This window comes from Streptomyces sp. NPDC048297, from assembly GCF_043201585.1.
Lineage (GTDB): Bacteria > Actinomycetota > Actinomycetes > Streptomycetales > Streptomycetaceae > Streptomyces.
This window is the reverse complement of the sequence record NZ_JBICZA010000006.1, coordinates 23937-42146: the sequence shown is the minus strand read 5'-3', so window position 1 is coordinate 42146 and position 18210 is coordinate 23937. Positions and strand designations below refer to the sequence as shown.

Below are 18210 nucleotides of genomic sequence, written 5' to 3'. Positions count from 1 at the left end.
CCACCGAGTACCACGCCTTCGTAGCTCAGGGGATAGAGCACCGCTCTCCTAAAGCGGGTGTCGCAGGTTCGAATCCTGCCGGGGGCACAAGGGAAAAGGCCACCTAGGAACGTTCCTAGGTGGCCTTTGACATCCACTTCTGACATCAACGCGGGCGATCACCCACGATCAGGGCGCCGCTTCCTGAGCAGCCGGTCCATGTGGCTCATGGCCTCGCGCTGGGTGTCCTGGACGACGTGGGTGTACACGTCCATGGTGATGCTGATCTGAGAGTGGCCCAGGATCTCCATCACGACTCGGGGCGCGACTCCGGCCGCCGTGAGGAGCGTGGCTGTCCCGTGGCGGGCGTCGTGCAGGCGGATGACACGGAGGCCGGCGGACTCGGCGACGCGGGTGAAGGAGCGATACAGGTTGCGCGGCTCGACGGGCCGACCGTTCCGGGTGGCGAAGACGTAGTCCGACTCCTGCCACTTCTCCCCCGCCTTGGCGCGGGCAGCCGCCTGCCGCATGCGCTGCCAGCGCAGAGGCGCGATGCAGAGGGCGGGCAGTGGGACGGCACGGCGACGGCGACTCTTGGGGTCATCGTCGTACAGGACGCCACGGCGGCGCTGGACCTGGTGGCGAACGTAGAGGACGCGGTTATCAAGGTCGAGGTCAGACCAGCGGAGACCGACGATCTCTCCCCGGCGCAGACCCATGGCGATGGCGAGGACGAATGCAGCGTAGAGCGGGTCCTTGCGGGAGGCGGCGAGGAAGTCGAGCGTCTCGTCCAGGGTCCAGGGGTGCAGTTCGGGTGTGTCCGTGCGGGGCGGCTCGACGAGCTTGGCGACATTGCGTGTGATGAGTTCCTCGCGGCAGGCGGAGGACAGCGCGGATCGCAGAACTCGGTGCGATTCCTTGGCGGTTGCGGCGGTGGTCTCCTTCTCCAGGCGGACGAGGAAGCGGCGGACGTCGGCGACGCCGAGGGATTCGAGGCGCTTGGCACCGAGGAGCGGCACCAGGTAGAGCCGCATGTGTGCCTCGTACTTGTCGAAGGTGCTGAGCTTCCGCCGAGGCTTGATGACGTTGTCCAGCCAGTACGGCAGCCACTCGGAGAGCTTGGCGGACTTGGTGGGCACTGGCACGCCCTGGTCGACCTTGTCGAGCAGCTCACGGCGCTTGGCGTCGCACTCGGCCCATGTCTTGCCGTAGGCGAACTTGCGGGCGCGGGTGCCGTCCGGCTGGAGCACGTAGACCGCGCACTGGAAGCGGCCGTCCTTGCGCTTGGTGATGGTGCCGGCGCCGTTCGGGTTGCGCTTGCGCTGAGTGGCCATCAGGCAGCCTCCTCCAACTGACCGAGGACGAAGTCCCGGACGGCGTCAGCGGGGATGCGACGGGCGCCGTCGATCTTGATCGAGACGAGGCGGTGCGACCGGATGAGGTCATAGACCTTTGAGCGCCCGAGCTTGAGCCGGGCCATGACCTCCGGCACGGTCAGGAGTTCGGCGGTGGCGGTGGTCATGCTGCGGCTCCCTCCTCGGTGAGCTTGTCGCGCAGGACGTCGCGGGCGGTCTCGCGGTTGGTCTGGAGGTCGCGGGCGATGGTGGCGGCGAGGGCGGCTTCGCCCGGGGTGTGGCCGTGGCCGGCGAATTGCCAGTCGGTCAGGACGAGGACGGTGTCCGGCTCGCGGTCGTCGAGGCCGAGGGCGGAGGCCTCTTGGGCAGCGCGGTAGTCGGCGCGTTCCTGGCGGAGGGCGCCGAGGGTGGTGGAGTAGGTGCGCGACTTGGACGAGAAGTGGCCGCGGAAGCCGAGCATGTGCGCCCAGGCCCAGAGACGTCGGTCCGGATAGAGGGCGTCCAGGTCGCGGCAGGCGGTGATGAGTCGGCGGGTGTGGTCGGGGACGTGGTGGCGGTCGAGTTCGGCGAGTTCGCCGATACGGCGGTCAAGGGTGCCGGTGTTCTCGGCGGCTTTGGTGGCGTACTTGGCCACGTAGGAGGCGACGGCCTGTTCGGTGATATCGGAGCCGTCGCCGAAGGCCTTGACCGGACGGACGTCGAGTTGCCGACCCCATCGGAAGGTCCGGGCGGGTTGGTCGGCGGCGGCCGGGACGGAGACAGACGTGTACGAGTGCGCGGCGGCGGCGCGGGCCGCGTCGGTGAGGAGGTCGACCGTGGCCCAGGCGGGCGGCGGTGTGCCGGGTCCGTCGGGGCCGTCGAGGCGGATGACGGCGTGGAAGTGGAGGGCGCCGCGCTTCTGGAATTCGGCGACCTTGCCGTACGAGACGCGGAGGTGGTCGGCGAGTTCGCGACGGGGCAGGCCGGCGCGGGCGGCGAGTTCGCGACGGAGGCGGGTGGTGAAGCGCTGCCAGAGCTGACCGGCGTGGTTGTTGAAGAGGACGGCGCCCGCGTAGTCGTAGGTGCCCGGGTCGAGAGCGGTACCCAGCTCGGAGGCGTCAAGGGTGTGTGGCGTGCCGCAGCGGCAGGTGCCGCCGTTGTCGGGGCGGTTGTGGACCGGGCCGAAGGAGGGAGCGGTGAGGGTGGTGAAGACGCGCGGGTGGTCGCGGACGGCGGCGGGGATGTCACGGCGGTCGTCTCCGGCGAGGCCCGCGCGGATCAGGTGGTAGGTGTCGCCCGCGTAGGTCCAGGCGCAGGAGGGGCAGCGGGAGGCGCGACGGTTTCCGCAGGCGAGGCGGAGGCGTCCGCCTGGTTCGGTGGCGGTGGAGTAGTGGTGCAGGGTCTCGCCGGTGGTCTTGTCCTTGTGGAGGGTCCAGCCGGTGAGGTGGATCGGGTCGGAGCAGCCGCCGGTGCGGCGGATCTGGTCTTCCCAGCGGGTGTAGTCGGCGGCCGAGGCGACCCGGAGGACGTCCCGGAGGGTGGTCGGGTCGAGTGGCGGCGGGGTGGGCGGGTGCGTCTTCTGTGTTGCGGGTGCGGCCCGGTGGGCCATGCTGGTGGTTCCTTCCGGTTGCGAGATCGATCGGCGGGGACGGCTCCCGGGCGGCGGATGCTTGGCGGTATCGAGGCCGCCCGGGGGCCGGTCAGCGGCGCTTGGCGTCGGAGGCGAGCAGGGAGCGCAGGACGACCGCGCAGACGGCGACAGAAGCGCCGGTGATGGCGACCGCCAGGAGCAGGGAGACAAGCACGGCGCCGACGACCAGGACGACGGCCGTACCGCCGCCGACCAGGGCAAGGGCGGTGCCGGGGGTGAGTTGGACGACCGGGCGGGACGGCGGCGCGGGAACTGCGACGGGTGCCTGCGGGACCGGGGTGGCCTGCGTGCCGGGGGTGATGGTGGTCGGGTGGATGACGGCGGCCTGGGTGGTCAGGCCGGTGGGCTGGAGCATGGTCGGGAGCTTGGGCCGGAGCATGGACGGTTCTCCTTTCGCGGCGGGTTACTTGACGGCGGTGTTGATGAGCGGGGCGAAGACGCTGTCGGCGAGGAGGTATCCGCCGAGGAGGAGCACGCAGATCAGCCACCAGGGCGGGCGGATGAGCTTGACGCCGAGGTAGCCGACGGCCAACAAGGCGAACCAGAGCGGAACTTGCATGGACGGTGGCCTCCTAGGCGACGCGGCAGCGATGCGTACGGGCGGCGAGCTGGGCGGCGGTCTGGCTGGAGTAGTCGGCGGACCAGCCGCAGCGGTCGGCGGTGCAGACGGCGGCGTGCGTGGTGCGGCCGTTGCGGTCGCGGTGGGTGCCGATCTGCACGGGGCCGATCCGCATCAGGGAGTGGAAGTTGTCGCGGGCGGGCATGTCAGTCGCTCCCCTCTCGGGTGGTCGTCGGGTCGGGAAAGGTGGCGCGGATACCGGCGGCGATGGCGGGGTCGGAAGTGCGCTTGGCGGCCTCCTCGGCTAGCAGGTAGGCGAGGTAGGGCCGATCGGCTGCGGCCATCTCGCGGGCGCTGTCGAGGTAGTCGGCAGCGGTCAGGGCGGCGGGGTCGCGGGTCATCTGCTGTCCTCCTTCCGGTGTCTCTCGCGGGTCAGGTGAGATGGGCGGCGATGGCGTCGGCAAGGTGGGGCGGGACGCCGAGGCGGGAGCGAAGAGTTTCGGAGTCGATCGGGGATCCGGTGCGGGCGCGGTACTCGTCGGCGACTTTGCGGGCGTGGTCGACGAGGACGGCGGGGACCTGCGGCACCGGCGCCGCAGCGGTCGTGACTTCCGGCGCGGGGGCCACGTCGGGCGCGGTCACGGCTTCCAGTACGGACTGCTCGGCGTCCGGCGTGTCCGAGACGGGGGCCGGCGGAATCGGCCCCGACTCCGGCTCAGCAGGCGACGAGTGAGCGAGGAGCGTGCCGCCGAGGAAGGCGAGCGCTGGCCATCCTGCGATGCCGAGGCGGAGCAAGGCGGGCGGATCGGTCAGGTCGAGGAACCCGGCGGTGGCGACGTTGGCGCCGAGCGAGGCGAACAGCGCGACGACGAACCAGCACCAGGCCAGCCGGGACGGCCCCTCGCTGCGCAGCCGCCGCCAGGCGGCGACCAGGAGCAAGTCAACGCTGACCGGGTAGGCCCAGGCCTTCCAACCGTTCTGTCCGGCAGCGGCGGCCAGGTCGTGCAGGTGGGCGAAGGACAGGGCACCGGCGATCACGGCCTGAATCAGGACCGCGTCGACCCGGAGACCGTGACGGGCACCCATCAGACGTCGCCCGGGTAGACGGGGCCGCCGTCGGGGTCCTGGTCGTCCGGGAACATGCCGGGCGGCGGCTCGGGCAGCGAGACGGCGAGGGACGGGCTGACGGCGTCCACGAAGTCGAGGTCGGCGCCGGCCATGTCGGCGTAGAGGGCGAGTTGGCCGAGGAGGAGCACGGTCCGGGCGAAGTCCTCGCAGTCCGGGCACATGGCGGGTCTCCCTTCATTTGGGCATGGCTGGGTAAGGACGCGGCGCGAAGGCGGTCACGCCGACCGTGAGGAGCGGTGAGAGATCAGGCGGTAGCCGAGGACGCCTTGACCAGCGGCACGGACTCGGCGTCGGAGCCGGGGAGAACGGGCCGGAACGAGGCCAGCTCAGGCAGGTCCGGCGTCCGGTCGGCGTGCCGGTTGCAGATGTTCACGGCCTGGCGGAGCGAGGTGTGCGGGGCGCGGATGCGGTGCCACCCTCCGGAGGAGTCGCCCGCGATGGCGAGCCCCCGCATCTCGGCCGGGATCTGGATGGCGGCGAGGACGGCGTCCGGAGAGATGTCGCCGAAGGCCATGTTGGCGGACGATTCGTCGTTGACACGGTGGGCGGTACGGCCTGTGAGCTGGGCGCGGAGCATGGTGATGCCCTTGCCGAGTTCGGAGCCGAAGCGCTGCCCGCAGATTTCGAGGTAGATGCCGGCCGCGCGGCCGAGTTGGGCGAGGCGAACCAGAGCGGTGACGATGCGATCCCGACGCTTCTCCTCCTCCTTGCTTGCATACAGGGCGAGTTCGGCGACCTCATCGACCAGAACCACGACCGGCACCGGGCGCAGGTCGTCGGGCAGGTCCCAGATGTCGGCGGCGATCTCCGCATCCGGTACGTCGGAGGTGATCCGCTGCTGTGACCGGATGAGCTGATAGACGCGCCCCATCCGTGCCACCAGCGCATCGAGCACTTCGGCGGCGGTGTCAGGATCGTCGGCCAGCGCGGAGAACCGGCGGGCCAGCGGGAAGAGTTCAACCCCCTGCTTGCAGTCGATGCCGACGAGGGCGACGTCCATCGGAGCGAGTCCGGCGACCAGATTGCGTTGGTAGACGGACTTGCCGGACTCCGTTGCCCCGAGGGTGAGGGCATGGGGTATCGCACGGTAGTCGCGGTAGTGCACCGAGCCGTCCTGCCGCAGGGCGACCGGCACCCGCATCGGCCGCGGGTCGGTCTCGGCCGGCATCTGCACCCGCTTGAGTACGTCGTAGCCGGTCATCCGCACTTCGACGACGCCGGAACGCAGCTCCCGCGAGGTGACGCCGTACATGGAGAACGAGTGCCGGAGCCGGTCCGAGGCGGCGGCGATGTCGAAGGCATCTTGTCCGGGGCGGAGCTTGAGCCGTAGGACCAGGCCGGTACGGGTCGGCCGCAGCCGCAAGATACGAGGCGGCCGGGACTCCGGTATCGGCCGGTTGGCGGCACGAGCCAGGGCGAGCCGCCACCGCGCGGGCGGAACGGTCAGCCCGCACGCGTCCATGACCGAGCCGTACCGGACCAGGACCCGCACCACGGCCAGCGTGACCCCGAAGGTCAACCAGTACCAGGAGGGGCGCCGCCACCGCAGGAGACCCACGGCGGCGACGACCAGCACCAGGGCGACCGTGAACCCGGTCATGATCAGGCCGCCTTCGACCCTGCGGCAGCACTGGAGAGCGAGGTCACCGCAACCGCGCGGAACGCGATGCCGTGCCGCTTCTGGCCATTGAAGTCGTTCTCCCACGGCCGGGCGATGAGCCCCGTGAGCGCGACCGGCGTACCCATGGCCAGCTCACCGGAGATGCCCGGCTCCGGGACGGTGATGGACAGGATCTCCACCTCCTCGTTCGCCGCGAACATCACGTCCACCGTCATCAGCTTCGCCCCGGTCTCGGTGTCTGTGGCGATCTCGCCGGTACGGCGGTCACGCACCTTGACCTGCGGGGACTTGGCGACCATGACAACCGCGCCGGAGGTGTCGACGGGAATCTGACGCACAGAGATCACTCCTCTATAGATGCTGAACTCCGCCACTCATGTACATGAGTGACATGAAGAAGAGTGCATCACTCCTGTACATGAGTCAACCCGCCACGAAGAAGAACTCGCGACGGACTGTGAGAAGTTGAGCGGGCGTCAGTCGCCGGCAGGGATCCGGTACTCGAAAACGAACTGGTCAGCGGCCATGAGGGTGTCGCACACCTCGACCACGAGGCCCGCGGCCGTACGAGCCTCCCGGATCAGGTGAACCACAGGAGCACCCGGGCTCAGCGCGAGCTCCGACGCCTCTGCCTTCGAGGCCGGCCGCGCCTGCAGTGTCTCGACGAACTCCGCGAACTCGTGCCCGTGGTCTTCCAGTCGGGCGTAGATGCCACCGCCGCCGGGGTTCTCGGCGAACAGCTCGGGGATGTCCTTCACGACGTCCCAGGGCAGGTAGGACGTGGCGGTCTCGACCGGCGTGCCGTTACGGAAGTACAGGCGCCGACGGGCCAGCACCTGCGTACCGGCGGGGACGCCCAGGCGCTCGGCGGCATCCTCGGGCGCCTCCATGGGCCCGATATAGAGGACGCTCACCTTGGCCGTGGCCCCGGACTGCGCAGACTCCGCGAGGTAGGCCGCCTGCCCACCCTGCCGGAGCGAGCGCCGGAAGCGATCAGAGGAACGGTGCCGCACTGGAGGCCGGCTCTTCACGATCGAGCCCTTACCGTGCCGGGTCTCGACCAGCCCGCTAGCCCGCACCTCGACCATGGCCTTACGGATCGTCCCGCCGGACACGCCGTAGCGGTCCACCAGCTCGGACTCACTCGGCACCATGTCACCGGGCTTGAGAATCCCCGCCCGGATCTGCTGCACGATCTCGTCCGCGATCTGCACGTACCGAGGCCCGGTACCGACCCCTCCCGCCGCAGTTCCCATAGTCCTTCCCTGCCTCCTATGCTCCTCTACATGAGTCAACCACAGGAAGCGACACCCTCCCCCCTGCACTCCGTGTCCGTAGCCGGAGCAGTGGTGCGCGAGGACGGCCGCCTCCTGGCGATCCGCCGAGCCGACAACGGCACCTGGGAACTCCCCGGCGGCATCCTCGAACTAAACGAGACCCCCGAAGCCGGCGTCGCCCGCGAGGTCCTGGAGGAGACCGGCATCCACGTCGAGATCGACGAACTCACTGGGGTCTACAAGAACACCACCCGAGGCATCGTCGCCCTGGTCTTCCGCTGCAAGCCCTCCGGCGGCACCGAACGCACCTCCAGCGAATCCACCGCCGTCTCCTGGCTCACCCCCGACGAGGTCAGCGACCGCATGTCCGAGGTCTTCGCGGTCAGACTCCTCGACGCCCTGGACAACAACGGCCCCCACGTCCGCAGCCACGACGGCAAGCGCCTCATCCCATCGGGATAAAACCTTCTCTCCATCATCAAGGCGGCTCGCTCCGCTCCCCGCGCGCGGCACGGCCCCCGCCCGGGCCTGCGCTCCTGCCTTCGTCCCGCTCCAGCCCGGCCGGCGGCCGGGCCGCGACAGGTCAGGATCAGCCGTTGCCCCAGTTATTGGATACATTGCGGCTATGGATGCGCGCTTGCGTCTACTTTCCTATAGCGAGCGGCAGTGCTCGTCCGCCACTTCCGGCAATGATCCTCCTCTTCACCTTCTAAAAATACCCCTATAGCCAGAAAGCAGAGGGATCTCCACCGGCATATCTTTTCGTTCCGCACGAATGGGAGCAGCGAGGTTCACTGGCGAATTATCACCTACGGTGATGTTGATATTTTGAATAGCAGTATGCACCTGCTCCACAGTGGGATCTTCTCGACCTGGCGTCATATTCGACCGCAGTTCGGCGGAAAACTCAAGTAGCCGATTCCTCACTTGGTCAAGAATGTCTTGCAAGGATGAACCGTGAACAGCCCAATATAGCGATTCAACCATCACGCGCCGTTCTCGGCGGTCGGGCTCATAGCTCATGAGGCGGCAGAGTTCGGCACCGCCCGGCAGGGATAGCTTAATCGGTTCAGCGAGATCCGCACCACTCAAAAGAGACTGAATCTTAGCGATGCTGAATCGGATTGGAAGCTCCTGAGAAATCTCCCCTCGGGCAACCTCAGGGAGATCCAATGTGCTGATTGTCTGACCTTTAGCCTCCCAAAACGGAGACCGCGAGTCCGCCTGAATGGGTGCTCCGATGATTCGATACTCGGGAATACTTTCAGAGGGCCCATTGTATCCCTGGAGTTCATTCATCGCCCACTTTCGAAGTGGCTCAGAAAAGGCCCGCCCTCCAATCACGATGAACAATCGCAAAATCTTTTGGGTCGAGATCGACTCGTCAAGAATGTCTTGCTCAAGCTGATCAATGGGTGATCTCTTGCCCATGTTTCCTCCATGCCGGAGTAGCGCGGGACTTTAGCCCCGCAACCCTCTTTTTGTCTTCTCCACTTCCGGCACGATGGTCGCATCGGCATCGCTTCCGGCAATTGCAATAGGTGAGGTGACCTTGATGGGAGAGTTGTCCCCCGCAGTGATAGTTATGACGGATACGGCTTGGCGAATCTGCTCCGGCGTCGGCTCTTCTGCACCCTCAGGCATGCAAGCTCGTATTTCCGCGATGAATTCGGCGAGACGAGTGCGAATTTGATCGAGAATTCCTTCGAGTGCCGATGTACTGACGGACCAATAGACAGACGTTACGTTCACGAATGGAGACCCGTGAAGTTTCCGTTGATGCGTAGTCATCATTCGTGCAAGATCCGACATGTTTCGGACGCCCAGCCGGACGTGCCCGCTAGATGCCGATTCGACCGTTGCCTGGATCTCGGCAACACCCCAAGAAACGGGAACATCGTTCTTGATTTCACTGCGGGCGACTTCGGGGAGATCTCGTTGACTTATTTCCTGTCCGATGAAACTCGCGGGACCGGCCATAATGTCGGCCTTCAGCGGGGCAAGAATCGTCCGATACTCAGGAAGCGTCGCGTCAGGTTCGTTGTACCCCTTTAGCTCTCTCTGAGCCCAGGCTCGAAGAGACTCCGAGGCCGCACGACCGCCCATGACCAAAACTTGGCGGAGCAGGGATGCCAATGGAACTGACTCGTCTAGGACGTCACGTTCGAGGCGATCGAGACCGCTCAGGTTGCTCACCATGTCTTCTTATTTCAGGGCAATGATGGCCACGATTACGCCTGCGACTGCGGCAAGCGCTCCAACTGCACTCCAAACCACGGAGGCCCTACTCCACCATGGCGTCGGTGCGGGGGTTGACCGATCGGCGTTGGTGCGTGCCGTGCCGCCTTGCTCTGCATAGGCGAATGGTGCGTTGACATTGACTGGGGAGTGGTTGCCGCTGGTGATGTCGATGCGCTGTCCAGTGCCTCTGGGCGGCTGAGGAGATGCGCCGGAGGAAGGATTGGGAGGAGTCGCCATGACGTCTCGTTCCGTTCTGGCGAGCACCCAGAGGGTCTCGCTGGGGCTTGGCTTGTTCGAGAGGGTGCACCTGTGCGGGGACGCTAGCACCTGCCACCGACAGCCGGTTCCGGTTTGTCTGTACGGGCCGGCCGCCGTGCTGCCTGATCGGCGGTGCTGGCAGAGTTACTGAGGCCGCCGGGAGCGCAGCGAGGCATACGCGTGCGCGTCCGATCGGTTGCCCTGCATCTGGGGCTAGCTGTCGGAAGTAGGGCGCAGACAGCCCTCATTGACGCCACCGATCGTGAGTCGGACATGGTCCTGAACCAAGTCGGCCGGTCAGTACCTGTCCATCCGACGCCGCTCGGCAGTGGTCAATCCTCTCTACGAACGACTGCTCGTCTGCCCGCGCTTGCTGCGTATACGGTTCTCTGCGTCGGGGGCGTACCGGGCTCCTTGAGACGGTTTGGAGGCATGGCGTGACCAGTCCCGCTTCCGAGGGTCCCCTCGTGCCTGTACCCCTGTCATCACACCAACTCACTGAGGAGCAGGATGTGCTGCTCCGGACCATGGCGAAGCCGTTCGTTTCGTCAGGGGTGTGGCCCGTCTTCAGCTACGTGGTTGCAGTCATGGACGAGCACCGGATGGACGCGCGCAAGACTCTGGCTAGCCTTCCCCGGGTTCCGGACTCGTTGTCCATGATCGGGCGGCCCAGCTACGGCTTCACCACCTTTCCCGTAGAGGCCGTGCAAGAGGACACACGCCTTGGCTTGACCGTCGCGGCGGGCCTTGTCGTTCCCGAGTTGCGTGCCCTTATCTCCGAACCGTTTCTCTCGGTCCTCCATCAGATGATCAAACTCTATCGGGAGGCGCCAGCAAGTCCCGACAAGGGGAAGGAAGTCTGGTGCACATCAGTCCAGATGCGATCGGCGATCTCTTTCCCTCGTGAGGCTTTCTGGGTTGCACTGCCAACGATCCTCGGGTTTGAAGTTGCCACGCGCAGGGGGTCTAGCAACTCTAGAGAGGACGGGTTCTGGAAGCGTGAGATCACTCGGGACATCCTCCCCTACGAGGACGTTCGGTCAGCGGAGGATTACGTCACGAAAGTCTGCGGATTCGTTTCAAGTTGGGCTTCAGAGTACGACCAACTGCTGAGTCGCGACTCATTGGTGCCACGTCGGCTAGAGGATATTCCGGTCGATCGAACTCCTGATGAGCCAATGGATCAGTATCAGGAGGAAAATTCGCGACAAGAAATTGAAGGCCAGGATCAAGATCGAGCAAAGTCGACCCGAATCATGAAGACCGTTCCACTAGATGCGCGCTGGCTAGCCTTCCTAGCCACAGGGAGGCCGTTGCATCGAATTCCCGACTGGCTTACAGACGTAGTCAATGACGCCTATGCAGCGCTGAAACGCGATGTAGTCGACTTCATCAACCCTGAGCTATTTGCGGCCCATAAAGCATTTATTGATGCACTGGACGTGCTGACCGATAGTTTTGGCGATACCTTTCCGCCGCTTCACGGAAATGGAGCCTATACAGAGATCCCGCCGGAATGGAAGAGGACGCAACGTGATCAATATTACGAGACGCTGAAAAGTATCTCGACCGCCCGGGATGATGTCCTCCACACACACAAGGAACTGGTGAACATCATGAACCGATTCGGTCAGCTTTCTAATTCGGAAATGCCTTCTTCGCAGTCGTTCCAGCTCCGTACAGGCGACAACTCCCCTGTCACCGTGTATGCAAGCCAGGCTTATGCTGGACACGGCGCGGTCGCGAGTTCCAACGCCAATCCGACTAGCGAAGCAACGAATAAACCAGGCATTCCGAAATGGAATCGCAATTTCATTCTTTGGCCCGCAATTGGTGCTGTAGCCACCGTTCTCGCTGCTGTGGCCGCCATCATGGCTCTGAAATGAGCCTTCGATCTCCCGAGCTTCCCAAACTGTGAGCCCCGAAGTTACCGCGAATCTGCGCTTTCGTCGTGAATCAGCCGTTAGGTCCCGCCGTCTACAAGCCGATGAGGAACTCATTCAGCGCGTTCGCGATGAGGAGTCCATGAAGTGGGCCAAGGGCATCGTGATCGGCTTCGTCGCTCTGCTACTCCTGATCATGTGGTCACGCGCTAGCGGTGACGAGCGAGGTGACCCCAACGGGCCAACATGCCAGTACGCCGGGAGATCAGTGGACTGCTGGTGAGCATGGGCAGTCCCACGCGCGGGGCAGGGTTGGTGAGTGTCTATCTGCGTGACAACGCCGACGAACAGCGGCGGACAACTACGGACGCCTGCGGACCATCAGCGCAGGTGATCAGCGCACGAGCCCAAGGTCGCGCACCCACCCAAGTTACTTCGGGACGAAGAGGTCCGCCGTTAGGGTGCGTCGCATGACCATGACTCCAGCCGTCCAGAGTGCCACCATGTCATGAAGTCGGCCGGCTTGGTGCTCTCTGAGCAGGAGGACGACTGCGTCCTATCGGGTCCCCGAAGTCGCGAGACACAGACGCGGCAGAGTCACTCAGCCCTGTGGCCGCGCTGCTGAACCACGATAGACGTGGCCGGGCAGTTGGGCGGCAAGGCCCACTCGGTGACAGACAGCCCAGCTAGCTCGATCAACTCTTCTGTAATACCTAGCCTATACAAAGGCGTCTCGAAATAGCGTCGCAGCCACTTACGCCGCCTTTCTTGCTCCCCCTCGGTCATTTGAACCCAGACATCTACCATGACGCCTGCTTGTGGTTTTCTGCTACCGCCTTCAAGCCATAATCGACGCACATAGGGAAGGGATGCCGGATCTTGAGCCAGTAATACCAGACACCATGCTGCTTTATAACTCATCGATGCGCCGTGATGCCGCACTAGCCGATAAGCACGCCACTGGCTTATGGGCGCCAGTAACCACCGCCACATTGCAGTCACGGACTCTTCTCCGTAGGCTCGACAACGCGCTTAGCGGGATTTAACCGGCTCGTTCCTCGCGAGCCGAGCTGGACTGCTCTAGTTGCAGTTCACGCTTTCGCTGTTCTTCCTTGAGGCGCTCCACGTATCTCGCGAAGAGCCGCAGGCGGTCTACTTCAGCCAGGGGGACGCCGTTCTGGCTCGCATAATCGTCGAGCATAAATTGAGAAGCATTGTAATGCTTCTCAATCTCATCCGCGGTGGATTGAAGGTTGTAGCCTCGTTCCCGGAACTTGAAGTATCCCGTAACACCAGCCGAGATGCCGACTAGAGCACTTAGGATCGACGTGCTGATGGCGAGAACTTTGTTGTCTCCTTCATTCATAGCAGTGAGGGTCGACGTTACGATCGAGCCGCTGATGATCACCAGTTGGAATATGTTGTGCACCCGCCTGTTCCTGCTGGCCCCTTTTCGGTACTGGGCAATTAGATCAAGTGATGCTTCACGGTAGATTCGAAGGCCAGATGGAGAGTCCAGCGGCAGGCGGGCGGCGGCCGTCTGCCGATCTTGCAAGGCATTACGAAGCGCCCCGGCGCGACTAACGATTTTCTTGCGGTTCTTCCAGATGGTCCAGGTTAGGGCAACCCAGAGACCCAGGACGATTACCAATCCAGCCCAGCGCGTGAAATCTGGCTTCGATTCCCAGAGCCCAACGATTACCGTGTATCCCAGCAAAAAGGCTAGCGCGACGGCGCCGAATAGGCATAACACGAAAATGCGCTGAAAGGTCCTAGAAGCGCGCAGGTCGTCTTCGATCTCGTCAAATGCTTTTACGTGCTGCCTGTACTCTTCCTGTAAGCGCCTTTCTTCCTCTTCTGTCAGCACAGAAGGTGTGTGTGTAACTCCCCCGGTTGAACGCGCGCGTCCCCCTGTATCGCCCTGTCCGCTGGTCACAGCACCCCCGTACTCCGACTCGCTAATGCAATGCGTTGGGAGAGTACGGATAGTTTCAGTAGCTCACAATGCCGCATTGTCGTATGAGGGGAACCAATCAATCAATGTTGCGACTGTTTCTCAAGTTGTTCTATAACCGTGAGCATTCACGCCATGTCAAGCGCTGATCTCCTCGTATCATGACGGTAGAAGCACAGGGGGCGCATGGGGTGCTCAACAAGCGTCACTGGTCAGATTCCGGCCGCTCTGAGACGGGGAGACCTTGCTGAGTCGCGGACTATCTGTGGACTAGAAGACGAAGAGGTCATTGTCCAATCCCCACCACCACGCTTCCGCCGTCGCAGCAGACCCTGACGGACATCACCGAGCAACGTGGCTGAGGCAAGTGGGGGTACAGCGCGGCACACGCGCGCCTGCGCGGTCGGCTAACCCGCCGCTGTGGCTGGCTGTCGTCGGCTGAGGTTCAGACGGTCGGAGCGAGATTCCTGTCCGCATCGATGCGCGGTGTACCAGCTAGGGACGGCATAACGCGAGGGGGAGGAGTGCCCGGGTTGGTGCCCAGACTCCCCTCCCCTCGAAGACGGCCGTTATCGTCAAGCGCCCTTTCGCCCGCTCCTTCAGTTGCCCTGCGGTTCGTTCACCGCCAGGAGGTGACCGCGGCTGGTCGCGACGCGGAGGACGTCTCGCAGTGCGCCGGTGAGTTCCTTCGTCAGGCGCCGCAAGTCCTCCGGGTTCGTGTCCTGGTCGTCGAACGCTTCGTAGGCTCGTTCCAGCAGCTCCGCCGCCGTGCCGAGTTGGACTGCCTCAATGTTGTCTGCCAGGCGAGACATCCAGCCGTCCGGGTCGTCGGTGCTCAGGTAGCACGGCTTGCCCTCCGGACCCGACCACGGGAGAAGCCGCAGTTCGTTCCATGCCGTCATCCTTGCGTCTGCCTCTCGTCTGTCATGTGGTGGGTGGTGAAGACCGCGTCGACCCGATCCCCTGGGAATGCCAGTAGCGCGGCTTCGACGACTCGACCAGCGAGGTCAGTTGCAACGCGCGTGATCGCGAGGACGGGCGGGGCGGAGCCGATGCGGAGGGCAGAGGCTTCGTCCGGCGTCGGCTGGCGGGCGCACACCGTCTCCCTGACGGCGGCCGGCGATGGGCCCAGTACGGCGAATCTCGTGACCGTCTCCCGGCAGGTGGACTCGTCGTCGAGGACCCCGGCCGGTACGAGGTCACGCGGGATGTAGATGCGGGCCAGCCCGTGCGGTGTGTCTCCTTCGAGGCTGACGCAGGTGAACTCGGCGAGGGGACTGCCCGTGGGCACCTTCAGCAAGGTCGTCAAATGCCCGTGAGCCTGCACCGTCGCGCTGCGAATGGTGACGCGTAGCGGCGCATCGGCGGCGGTCCAGGGGTCCAGCGTGCCCCAGCCGCCGACGTACATGATCTTGCGCACGGGGCGGCGGACGAAGTTGCCTTTGCCGTGGATCTTCTCGACGAGGCCTTCCCCTTGGAGCACCGCGAGGGCGTTCCGCAGAGTCACCGTGCTGACCTTGTACCGGTCGGCCAGGCCGGCTTCGGACGGAAGACGCTCGCCAGGCTGGATCCGACCGGTCGTGATCTGGCGCCGGAGATCCTCGGCGATGTCGTGGTGGCGAGACGGCACGACTCCGGTCACCGCCTTCTCAGCATTCGCGCGGCGAAGAGCCGGGTGCGCCCGTGTATGGTCAGCGACTCGCCTGACTCGAAGACGAGTTGTTTGGCTCCGTGAGGGAGTTGGAAGAGGTCTCTCACCCGGCAGGCGCAACCGCCGAGTTGGATGATGTCGCCGCACTGCACGGTGGTCGAGGTGACCTCGATGTGGGAGATCACAATGCCACCGGGGACCCGTTCGCTCACCCTGCTACCTCCGCCGACGCAGACTGGTCACGCGCCGTGTGGCACGGGCAGTTACACGCTTCGTAGGTCACCGGCAGGTCGACCGACGTCGAGGTCGGAGAGGATTCCGTGCAGGCGGGATGGGTGCCGATGCGGCAGGCGGTCGATCGGTAGAGGGAGGCGGGGGTGTCCGCCATACGTGGCTGTTGGCGAGGAGGCATCAGCGAACCCCCACAAGGGCCGGCAATGCATCGATCGGCACATGGGGAGCAACCGCCATCGAACGCGCCCGTACGTGTGCCTCCCAGGCCAGTACGTACGGGCGGACGAGCGCGGTGTCCTCACCCCTGAACGGGTGTTGATGGTCCGGGCCTGCCGAAGCCCGATTCAGAACGACGGTCGACGTGTCAGCTGACGCAGGAGAGGTGGAAGCGGTCGGAGGCCGAGCGGGCGTTAAGGGGCGGCGGTGCCTGCCCTTCGGGACGCACCGCACTCTGGTGAGGGAGACGGCGCGGCGGATACGGTTGAGCACGCTGTTCAGCTCCTATCGCTGATGGCCCGGTCCCCCGACATCGCCCGTCGTGGGGACCGTTTTGCGTACGACCGCCCAAAGGGTGCGGCCGTTCAAGCTGGTGGCGAGGAGCCCGAACCGATCGGCTTCCGCCACCACATCCAGGACCTCCCGCCATCTCTCTGCGGAGACTGATTCCGGTATCTCCGCTTCCACCGAGGTGTGTCGGGGGTGTTCCTCCACTCGCGTGAGGAGCCCGAAAGCGGACAGCCGGGCGGCGATGGCCGCCGCGCTAACTCCCGAAGCGGGCACAGGGCAGCCTCCGTCACCAGCGATCACGTTGAGTGAAGCTAGTTAACTAGATTAGAGCTAGTGGACTAGATTTTCCATATGCCTGAGCAGCCGCCCTATCTCCGCATCGCCGACGAGCTTCGGCAGCGCATCGCGGAGCACGTATGGGAGCCGGGGGACCGTCTGCCGTCCCGCGCCCAGATCGGCCAGGAGTACGGCGTGGGCGAGAACGTGGTCCGCCGGGCGCAGGAGTTGCTGATCTCCCAGGGCGTACTGGAGGGCCGCGCAGGGTCGGGAACGTATGTGGCCGAGCCCCGGCAGCGGGTGCGAGTCGTCCGTTCATCGGCGCGTGAACAGCCCGACGGGTCCCCGTTCCGTGCGGACATGAAGGCCGTCGGCAGGCAGGGCGATTGGGAGAGCCGGACCGACGCCAAAGTGCCGGCGCCGACGGAGATCGCGGCGCGACTCGGAATCACCGAGGGCGAGCTGTGTGTCCGGACGACGTACGAGTTCCTGGCGGACGGCAGACCGGTGCAGTTGTCGACGAGTTGGGAGCCGTACGACCTCACGGCCGGCACTCTCGTCGTGTTGCCCGAAGGTGGGCCCCACGCGGGTACCGGAGTCGTGAACCGCATGGCCGCGATCGGGGTCACCGTCAGCCATGCCGTCGAGCAGCCGGAGCCGAGGCAGGCGAGCGCCGAGGAGGCGTCGCTACTGGGCATCCAGAAGGCCGCGCTCGTGACGCACATCCGGCGGACGTACTACAGCGACGACGGAAGGCCCGTGGAGACGGCGGACATCGTGGTGCCCGCAGCTCACTGCGAGATCGTCTACGAGATCCCGATCAACTGATGATCGCGCCGTTTGCAGCGAGACCCCGAGGGTCATCCACCACATGGGCCACCTCCTTGCTCGCCCACCAGGATTTCCCATGCGGGAGCTGGCGTCTTTACCAGGGAAGGTAAATCGCTTGGTCTTGAGGTGTCGACGACCTGAGCATCAGCCTGCTCGTTCTCAGTGCTGAGGTCTGTATCTCGGGCCGTACATCTTTCGAGCCTCCCGACTGCCACTGTCACAGTGCCGCTCTCTGAGGACAATGTCAGCCTGCCGGGAAAGGCCTTTTGTGATCTTGTGGGATAGAAGAGGGGAGAGGCAGATGAGTCGCCGCAGGGGGACCCGGAAGGTCCTCGCAGCCGTGACCGCGACTGTGCGGGAGTGGAGCGACGAGGAGGGGTGGGGTGTGCTCGACTCGCCCGAGACTCCCGGAGGGTGCTTCGGCCACTACGCCGACATTCAGGCGCCCGGCTTTCGCACGCTGTCGCCGGGGCAACAGGTCGATCTCGTCTGGGAAGCACCCGGCTTCAAGCAGGACGGGTACGACTACCGCGCGGTCAGCATCACCCCAAGGCCCATCTGACATCCACGGCTGACATCAACGAGGCCGGACGGCGGCATACAGCAGCACCCCCGGGCGACCGTCGGACCAGCCGACGACGGCACCAGGGGCGGGCGCGGATCGAACTCCTAAAGCGGGTGTCGCAGGTTCGAATCCTGCCGGGGGCACAGAGAGAAGGGCCAGCTCAGGAGGGGTTTCCTCCCAGGCTGGCCCTTCGACGTTTTAGCGGTCGTGCCACACGCGTGCCACTGCGGGCCCGCAGGATCCTTCTCGGAGGGTTCGGAA

The 18210-nt window shown here is 65.0% G+C and carries 23 protein-coding genes and 1 tRNA gene; 5 read left to right on the top strand and 19 right to left on the bottom strand.

Features of this window, described 5'->3' with window-relative positions; genetic code table 11:
* Positions 1–14 precede the first annotated feature (14 nt).
* Positions 15–87 (top strand) — tRNA-Arg (locus ACGFYV_RS08510).
* 71 nt (positions 88–158) lie between these two features.
* Here ACGFYV_RS08510 and ACGFYV_RS08505 read toward each other — a convergent pair.
* The 12 genes from ACGFYV_RS08505 to ACGFYV_RS08450 all read right to left on the bottom strand — a co-directional run bounded on the left by ACGFYV_RS08505 (position 159) and on the right by ACGFYV_RS08450 (position 7528).
* A complete protein-coding gene (locus ACGFYV_RS08505) occupies positions 159–1313 on the bottom strand; it encodes a tyrosine-type recombinase/integrase (protein WP_393877593.1) in 1155 nt (384 codons plus the stop codon).
* Positions 1313–1501: a helix-turn-helix domain-containing protein gene (locus ACGFYV_RS08500; protein ID WP_263209762.1), complete on the bottom strand. Its 189-nt coding sequence runs from the start codon at positions 1499–1501 to the stop codon at positions 1313–1315. Before ACGFYV_RS08500 ends, ACGFYV_RS08505 begins: the two co-directional genes overlap by 1 nt.
* Positions 1498–2922 (bottom strand): replication initiator protein RepSA, encoded by a 1425-nt coding sequence (repSA, locus tag ACGFYV_RS08495; protein ID WP_393877592.1) that lies wholly within the window; start codon positions 2920–2922, stop codon positions 1498–1500. Before repSA ends, ACGFYV_RS08500 begins: the two co-directional genes overlap by 4 nt.
* 91 nt (positions 2923–3013) lie before the next feature.
* On the bottom strand, positions 3014–3343 hold the full coding sequence (locus ACGFYV_RS08490) for a SpdD-like protein (protein ID WP_393877591.1): 330 nt from the start codon (positions 3341–3343) through the stop codon (positions 3014–3016).
* A gap of 24 nt (positions 3344–3367) precedes the next feature.
* Positions 3368–3523, bottom strand: a complete 156-nt coding sequence (locus tag ACGFYV_RS08485; protein WP_263209767.1) for a hypothetical protein — start codon at positions 3521–3523, stop codon at positions 3368–3370.
* A 13-nt stretch (positions 3524–3536) separates the two neighbouring features.
* Positions 3537–3728, bottom strand: coding sequence for a mobile element transfer protein (locus tag ACGFYV_RS08480; protein ID WP_089102147.1), 192 nt, complete (start codon positions 3726–3728; stop codon positions 3537–3539).
* Position 3729: 1 nt separating this feature from the next.
* Positions 3730–3924 (bottom strand): hypothetical protein, encoded by a 195-nt coding sequence (locus ACGFYV_RS08475; protein ID WP_393877590.1) that lies wholly within the window; start codon positions 3922–3924, stop codon positions 3730–3732.
* Between the two features lie 31 nt (positions 3925–3955).
* Positions 3956–4609: a DUF2637 domain-containing protein gene (locus tag ACGFYV_RS08470; RefSeq protein WP_393877589.1), complete on the bottom strand. Its 654-nt coding sequence runs from the start codon at positions 4607–4609 to the stop codon at positions 3956–3958.
* A complete protein-coding gene (locus tag ACGFYV_RS08465) occupies positions 4609–4812 on the bottom strand; it encodes a hypothetical protein (RefSeq protein WP_393877588.1) in 204 nt (67 codons plus the stop codon). Before ACGFYV_RS08465 ends, ACGFYV_RS08470 begins: the two co-directional genes overlap by 1 nt.
* 83 nt (positions 4813–4895) lie before the next feature.
* Positions 4896–6251, bottom strand: coding sequence for an FtsK/SpoIIIE domain-containing protein (locus ACGFYV_RS08460; protein WP_393877587.1), 1356 nt, complete (start codon positions 6249–6251; stop codon positions 4896–4898).
* A 2-nt stretch (positions 6252–6253) separates the two neighbouring features.
* Entirely contained in the window at positions 6254–6610 is a 357-nt protein-coding gene (locus ACGFYV_RS08455; RefSeq protein ID WP_393877586.1) for a hypothetical protein, read from the bottom strand.
* Between the two features lie 138 nt (positions 6611–6748).
* Positions 6749–7528, bottom strand: a complete 780-nt coding sequence (locus tag ACGFYV_RS08450; protein WP_393877585.1) for a GntR family transcriptional regulator — start codon at positions 7526–7528, stop codon at positions 6749–6751.
* 18 nt (positions 7529–7546) lie between these two features.
* On the opposite strand from ACGFYV_RS08450, the gene ACGFYV_RS08445 reads away from it, so the two are divergent.
* Positions 7547–8011, top strand: coding sequence for an NUDIX hydrolase (locus ACGFYV_RS08445; RefSeq protein ID WP_393877584.1), 465 nt, complete (start codon positions 7547–7549; stop codon positions 8009–8011).
* A 240-nt stretch (positions 8012–8251) separates the two neighbouring features.
* Here the strand turns inward: ACGFYV_RS08445 and ACGFYV_RS08440 are convergent, their stop codons facing one another.
* Together ACGFYV_RS08440 and ACGFYV_RS08435 are read right to left on the bottom strand one after the other, a co-directional pair.
* Entirely contained in the window at positions 8252–8980 is a 729-nt protein-coding gene (locus tag ACGFYV_RS08440; protein ID WP_393877583.1) for a hypothetical protein, read from the bottom strand.
* Positions 8981–9010: 30 nt separating this feature from the next.
* A complete protein-coding gene (locus ACGFYV_RS08435) occupies positions 9011–9748 on the bottom strand; it encodes a hypothetical protein (protein WP_393877582.1) in 738 nt (245 codons plus the stop codon).
* A gap of 827 nt (positions 9749–10575) precedes the next feature.
* On the opposite strand from ACGFYV_RS08435, the gene ACGFYV_RS08430 reads away from it, so the two are divergent.
* On the top strand, positions 10576–11934 hold the full coding sequence (locus tag ACGFYV_RS08430; protein ID WP_393877581.1) for a hypothetical protein: 1359 nt from the start codon (positions 10576–10578) through the stop codon (positions 11932–11934).
* Between the two features lie 1039 nt (positions 11935–12973).
* On the opposite strand, the gene ACGFYV_RS08425 is transcribed toward ACGFYV_RS08430, so the two are convergent.
* The 5 genes from ACGFYV_RS08425 to ACGFYV_RS08405 form a co-directional block, all read right to left on the bottom strand.
* Positions 12974–13798, bottom strand: a complete 825-nt coding sequence (locus ACGFYV_RS08425; protein WP_393877580.1) for a DUF4231 domain-containing protein — start codon at positions 13796–13798, stop codon at positions 12974–12976.
* A gap of 686 nt (positions 13799–14484) precedes the next feature.
* Complete coding sequence (locus tag ACGFYV_RS08420) at positions 14485–14787, bottom strand: hypothetical protein (protein ID WP_393877579.1); 303 nt, start codon at positions 14785–14787, stop codon at positions 14485–14487.
* Positions 14784–15527, bottom strand: a complete 744-nt coding sequence (locus tag ACGFYV_RS08415) for a GntR family transcriptional regulator (RefSeq protein WP_393877578.1) — start codon at positions 15525–15527, stop codon at positions 14784–14786. Before ACGFYV_RS08415 ends, ACGFYV_RS08420 begins: the two co-directional genes overlap by 4 nt.
* On the bottom strand, positions 15524–15721 hold the full coding sequence (locus ACGFYV_RS08410) for a hypothetical protein (RefSeq protein ID WP_393877777.1): 198 nt from the start codon (positions 15719–15721) through the stop codon (positions 15524–15526). The genes ACGFYV_RS08415 and ACGFYV_RS08410 overlap by 4 nt, the downstream gene beginning before the upstream one ends.
* A 550-nt stretch (positions 15722–16271) precedes the next feature.
* A complete protein-coding gene (locus tag ACGFYV_RS08405; RefSeq protein WP_393877577.1) occupies positions 16272–16550 on the bottom strand; it encodes a hypothetical protein in 279 nt (92 codons plus the stop codon).
* Positions 16551–16628: 78 nt separating this feature from the next.
* Between ACGFYV_RS08405 and ACGFYV_RS08400 the strand changes: the two genes are divergently transcribed.
* Positions 16629–17381: a GntR family transcriptional regulator gene (locus tag ACGFYV_RS08400; RefSeq protein ID WP_393877576.1), complete on the top strand. Its 753-nt coding sequence runs from the start codon at positions 16629–16631 to the stop codon at positions 17379–17381.
* A 304-nt stretch (positions 17382–17685) separates the two neighbouring features.
* Positions 17686–17946: a cold-shock protein gene (locus ACGFYV_RS08395; protein ID WP_393877575.1), complete on the top strand. Its 261-nt coding sequence runs from the start codon at positions 17686–17688 to the stop codon at positions 17944–17946.
* Positions 17947–18210 lie beyond the last annotated feature (264 nt).

Bases quoted from the DNA above. Each gene is read 5' to 3' on its own strand.
- ACGFYV_RS08430 (WP_393877581.1), top strand. From the start codon at position 10,576: ATGGCGAAGCCGTTCGTTTCGTCAGGGGTGTGGCCCGTCTTCAGCTAC.
- ACGFYV_RS08490 (WP_393877591.1), bottom strand. From the start codon at position 3,343: ATGCTCCGGCCCAAGCTCCCGACCATGCTCCAGCCCACCGGCCTGACC.
- ACGFYV_RS08450 (WP_393877585.1), bottom strand. From the start codon at position 7,528: ATGGGAACTGCGGCGGGAGGGGTCGGTACCGGGCCTCGGTACGTGCAG.
- ACGFYV_RS08395 (WP_393877575.1), top strand. From the start codon at position 17,686: ATGAGTCGCCGCAGGGGGACCCGGAAGGTCCTCGCAGCCGTGACCGCG.
- ACGFYV_RS08460 (WP_393877587.1), bottom strand. From the start codon at position 6,251: ATGACCGGGTTCACGGTCGCCCTGGTGCTGGTCGTCGCCGCCGTGGGT.
- ACGFYV_RS08435 (WP_393877582.1), bottom strand. From the start codon at position 9,748: ATGGTGAGCAACCTGAGCGGTCTCGATCGCCTCGAACGTGACGTCCTA.
- ACGFYV_RS08500 (WP_263209762.1), bottom strand. From the start codon at position 1,501: ATGACCACCGCCACCGCCGAACTCCTGACCGTGCCGGAGGTCATGGCC.
- ACGFYV_RS08485 (WP_263209767.1), bottom strand. From the start codon at position 3,523: ATGCAAGTTCCGCTCTGGTTCGCCTTGTTGGCCGTCGGCTACCTCGGC.
- ACGFYV_RS08420 (WP_393877579.1), bottom strand. From the start codon at position 14,787: ATGACGGCATGGAACGAACTGCGGCTTCTCCCGTGGTCGGGTCCGGAG.
- repSA (WP_393877592.1), bottom strand. From the start codon at position 2,922: ATGGCCCACCGGGCCGCACCCGCAACACAGAAGACGCACCCGCCCACC.
- ACGFYV_RS08400 (WP_393877576.1), top strand. From the start codon at position 16,629: ATGCCTGAGCAGCCGCCCTATCTCCGCATCGCCGACGAGCTTCGGCAG.
- ACGFYV_RS08505 (WP_393877593.1), bottom strand. From the start codon at position 1,313: ATGGCCACTCAGCGCAAGCGCAACCCGAACGGCGCCGGCACCATCACC.
- ACGFYV_RS08440 (WP_393877583.1), bottom strand. From the start codon at position 8,980: ATGGGCAAGAGATCACCCATTGATCAGCTTGAGCAAGACATTCTTGAC.
- ACGFYV_RS08470 (WP_393877589.1), bottom strand. From the start codon at position 4,609: ATGGGTGCCCGTCACGGTCTCCGGGTCGACGCGGTCCTGATTCAGGCC.
- ACGFYV_RS08445 (WP_393877584.1), top strand. From the start codon at position 7,547: ATGCTCCTCTACATGAGTCAACCACAGGAAGCGACACCCTCCCCCCTG.
- ACGFYV_RS08475 (WP_393877590.1), bottom strand. From the start codon at position 3,924: ATGACCCGCGACCCCGCCGCCCTGACCGCTGCCGACTACCTCGACAGC.
- ACGFYV_RS08480 (WP_089102147.1), bottom strand. From the start codon at position 3,728: ATGCCCGCCCGCGACAACTTCCACTCCCTGATGCGGATCGGCCCCGTG.
- ACGFYV_RS08465 (WP_393877588.1), bottom strand. From the start codon at position 4,812: ATGTGCCCGGACTGCGAGGACTTCGCCCGGACCGTGCTCCTCCTCGGC.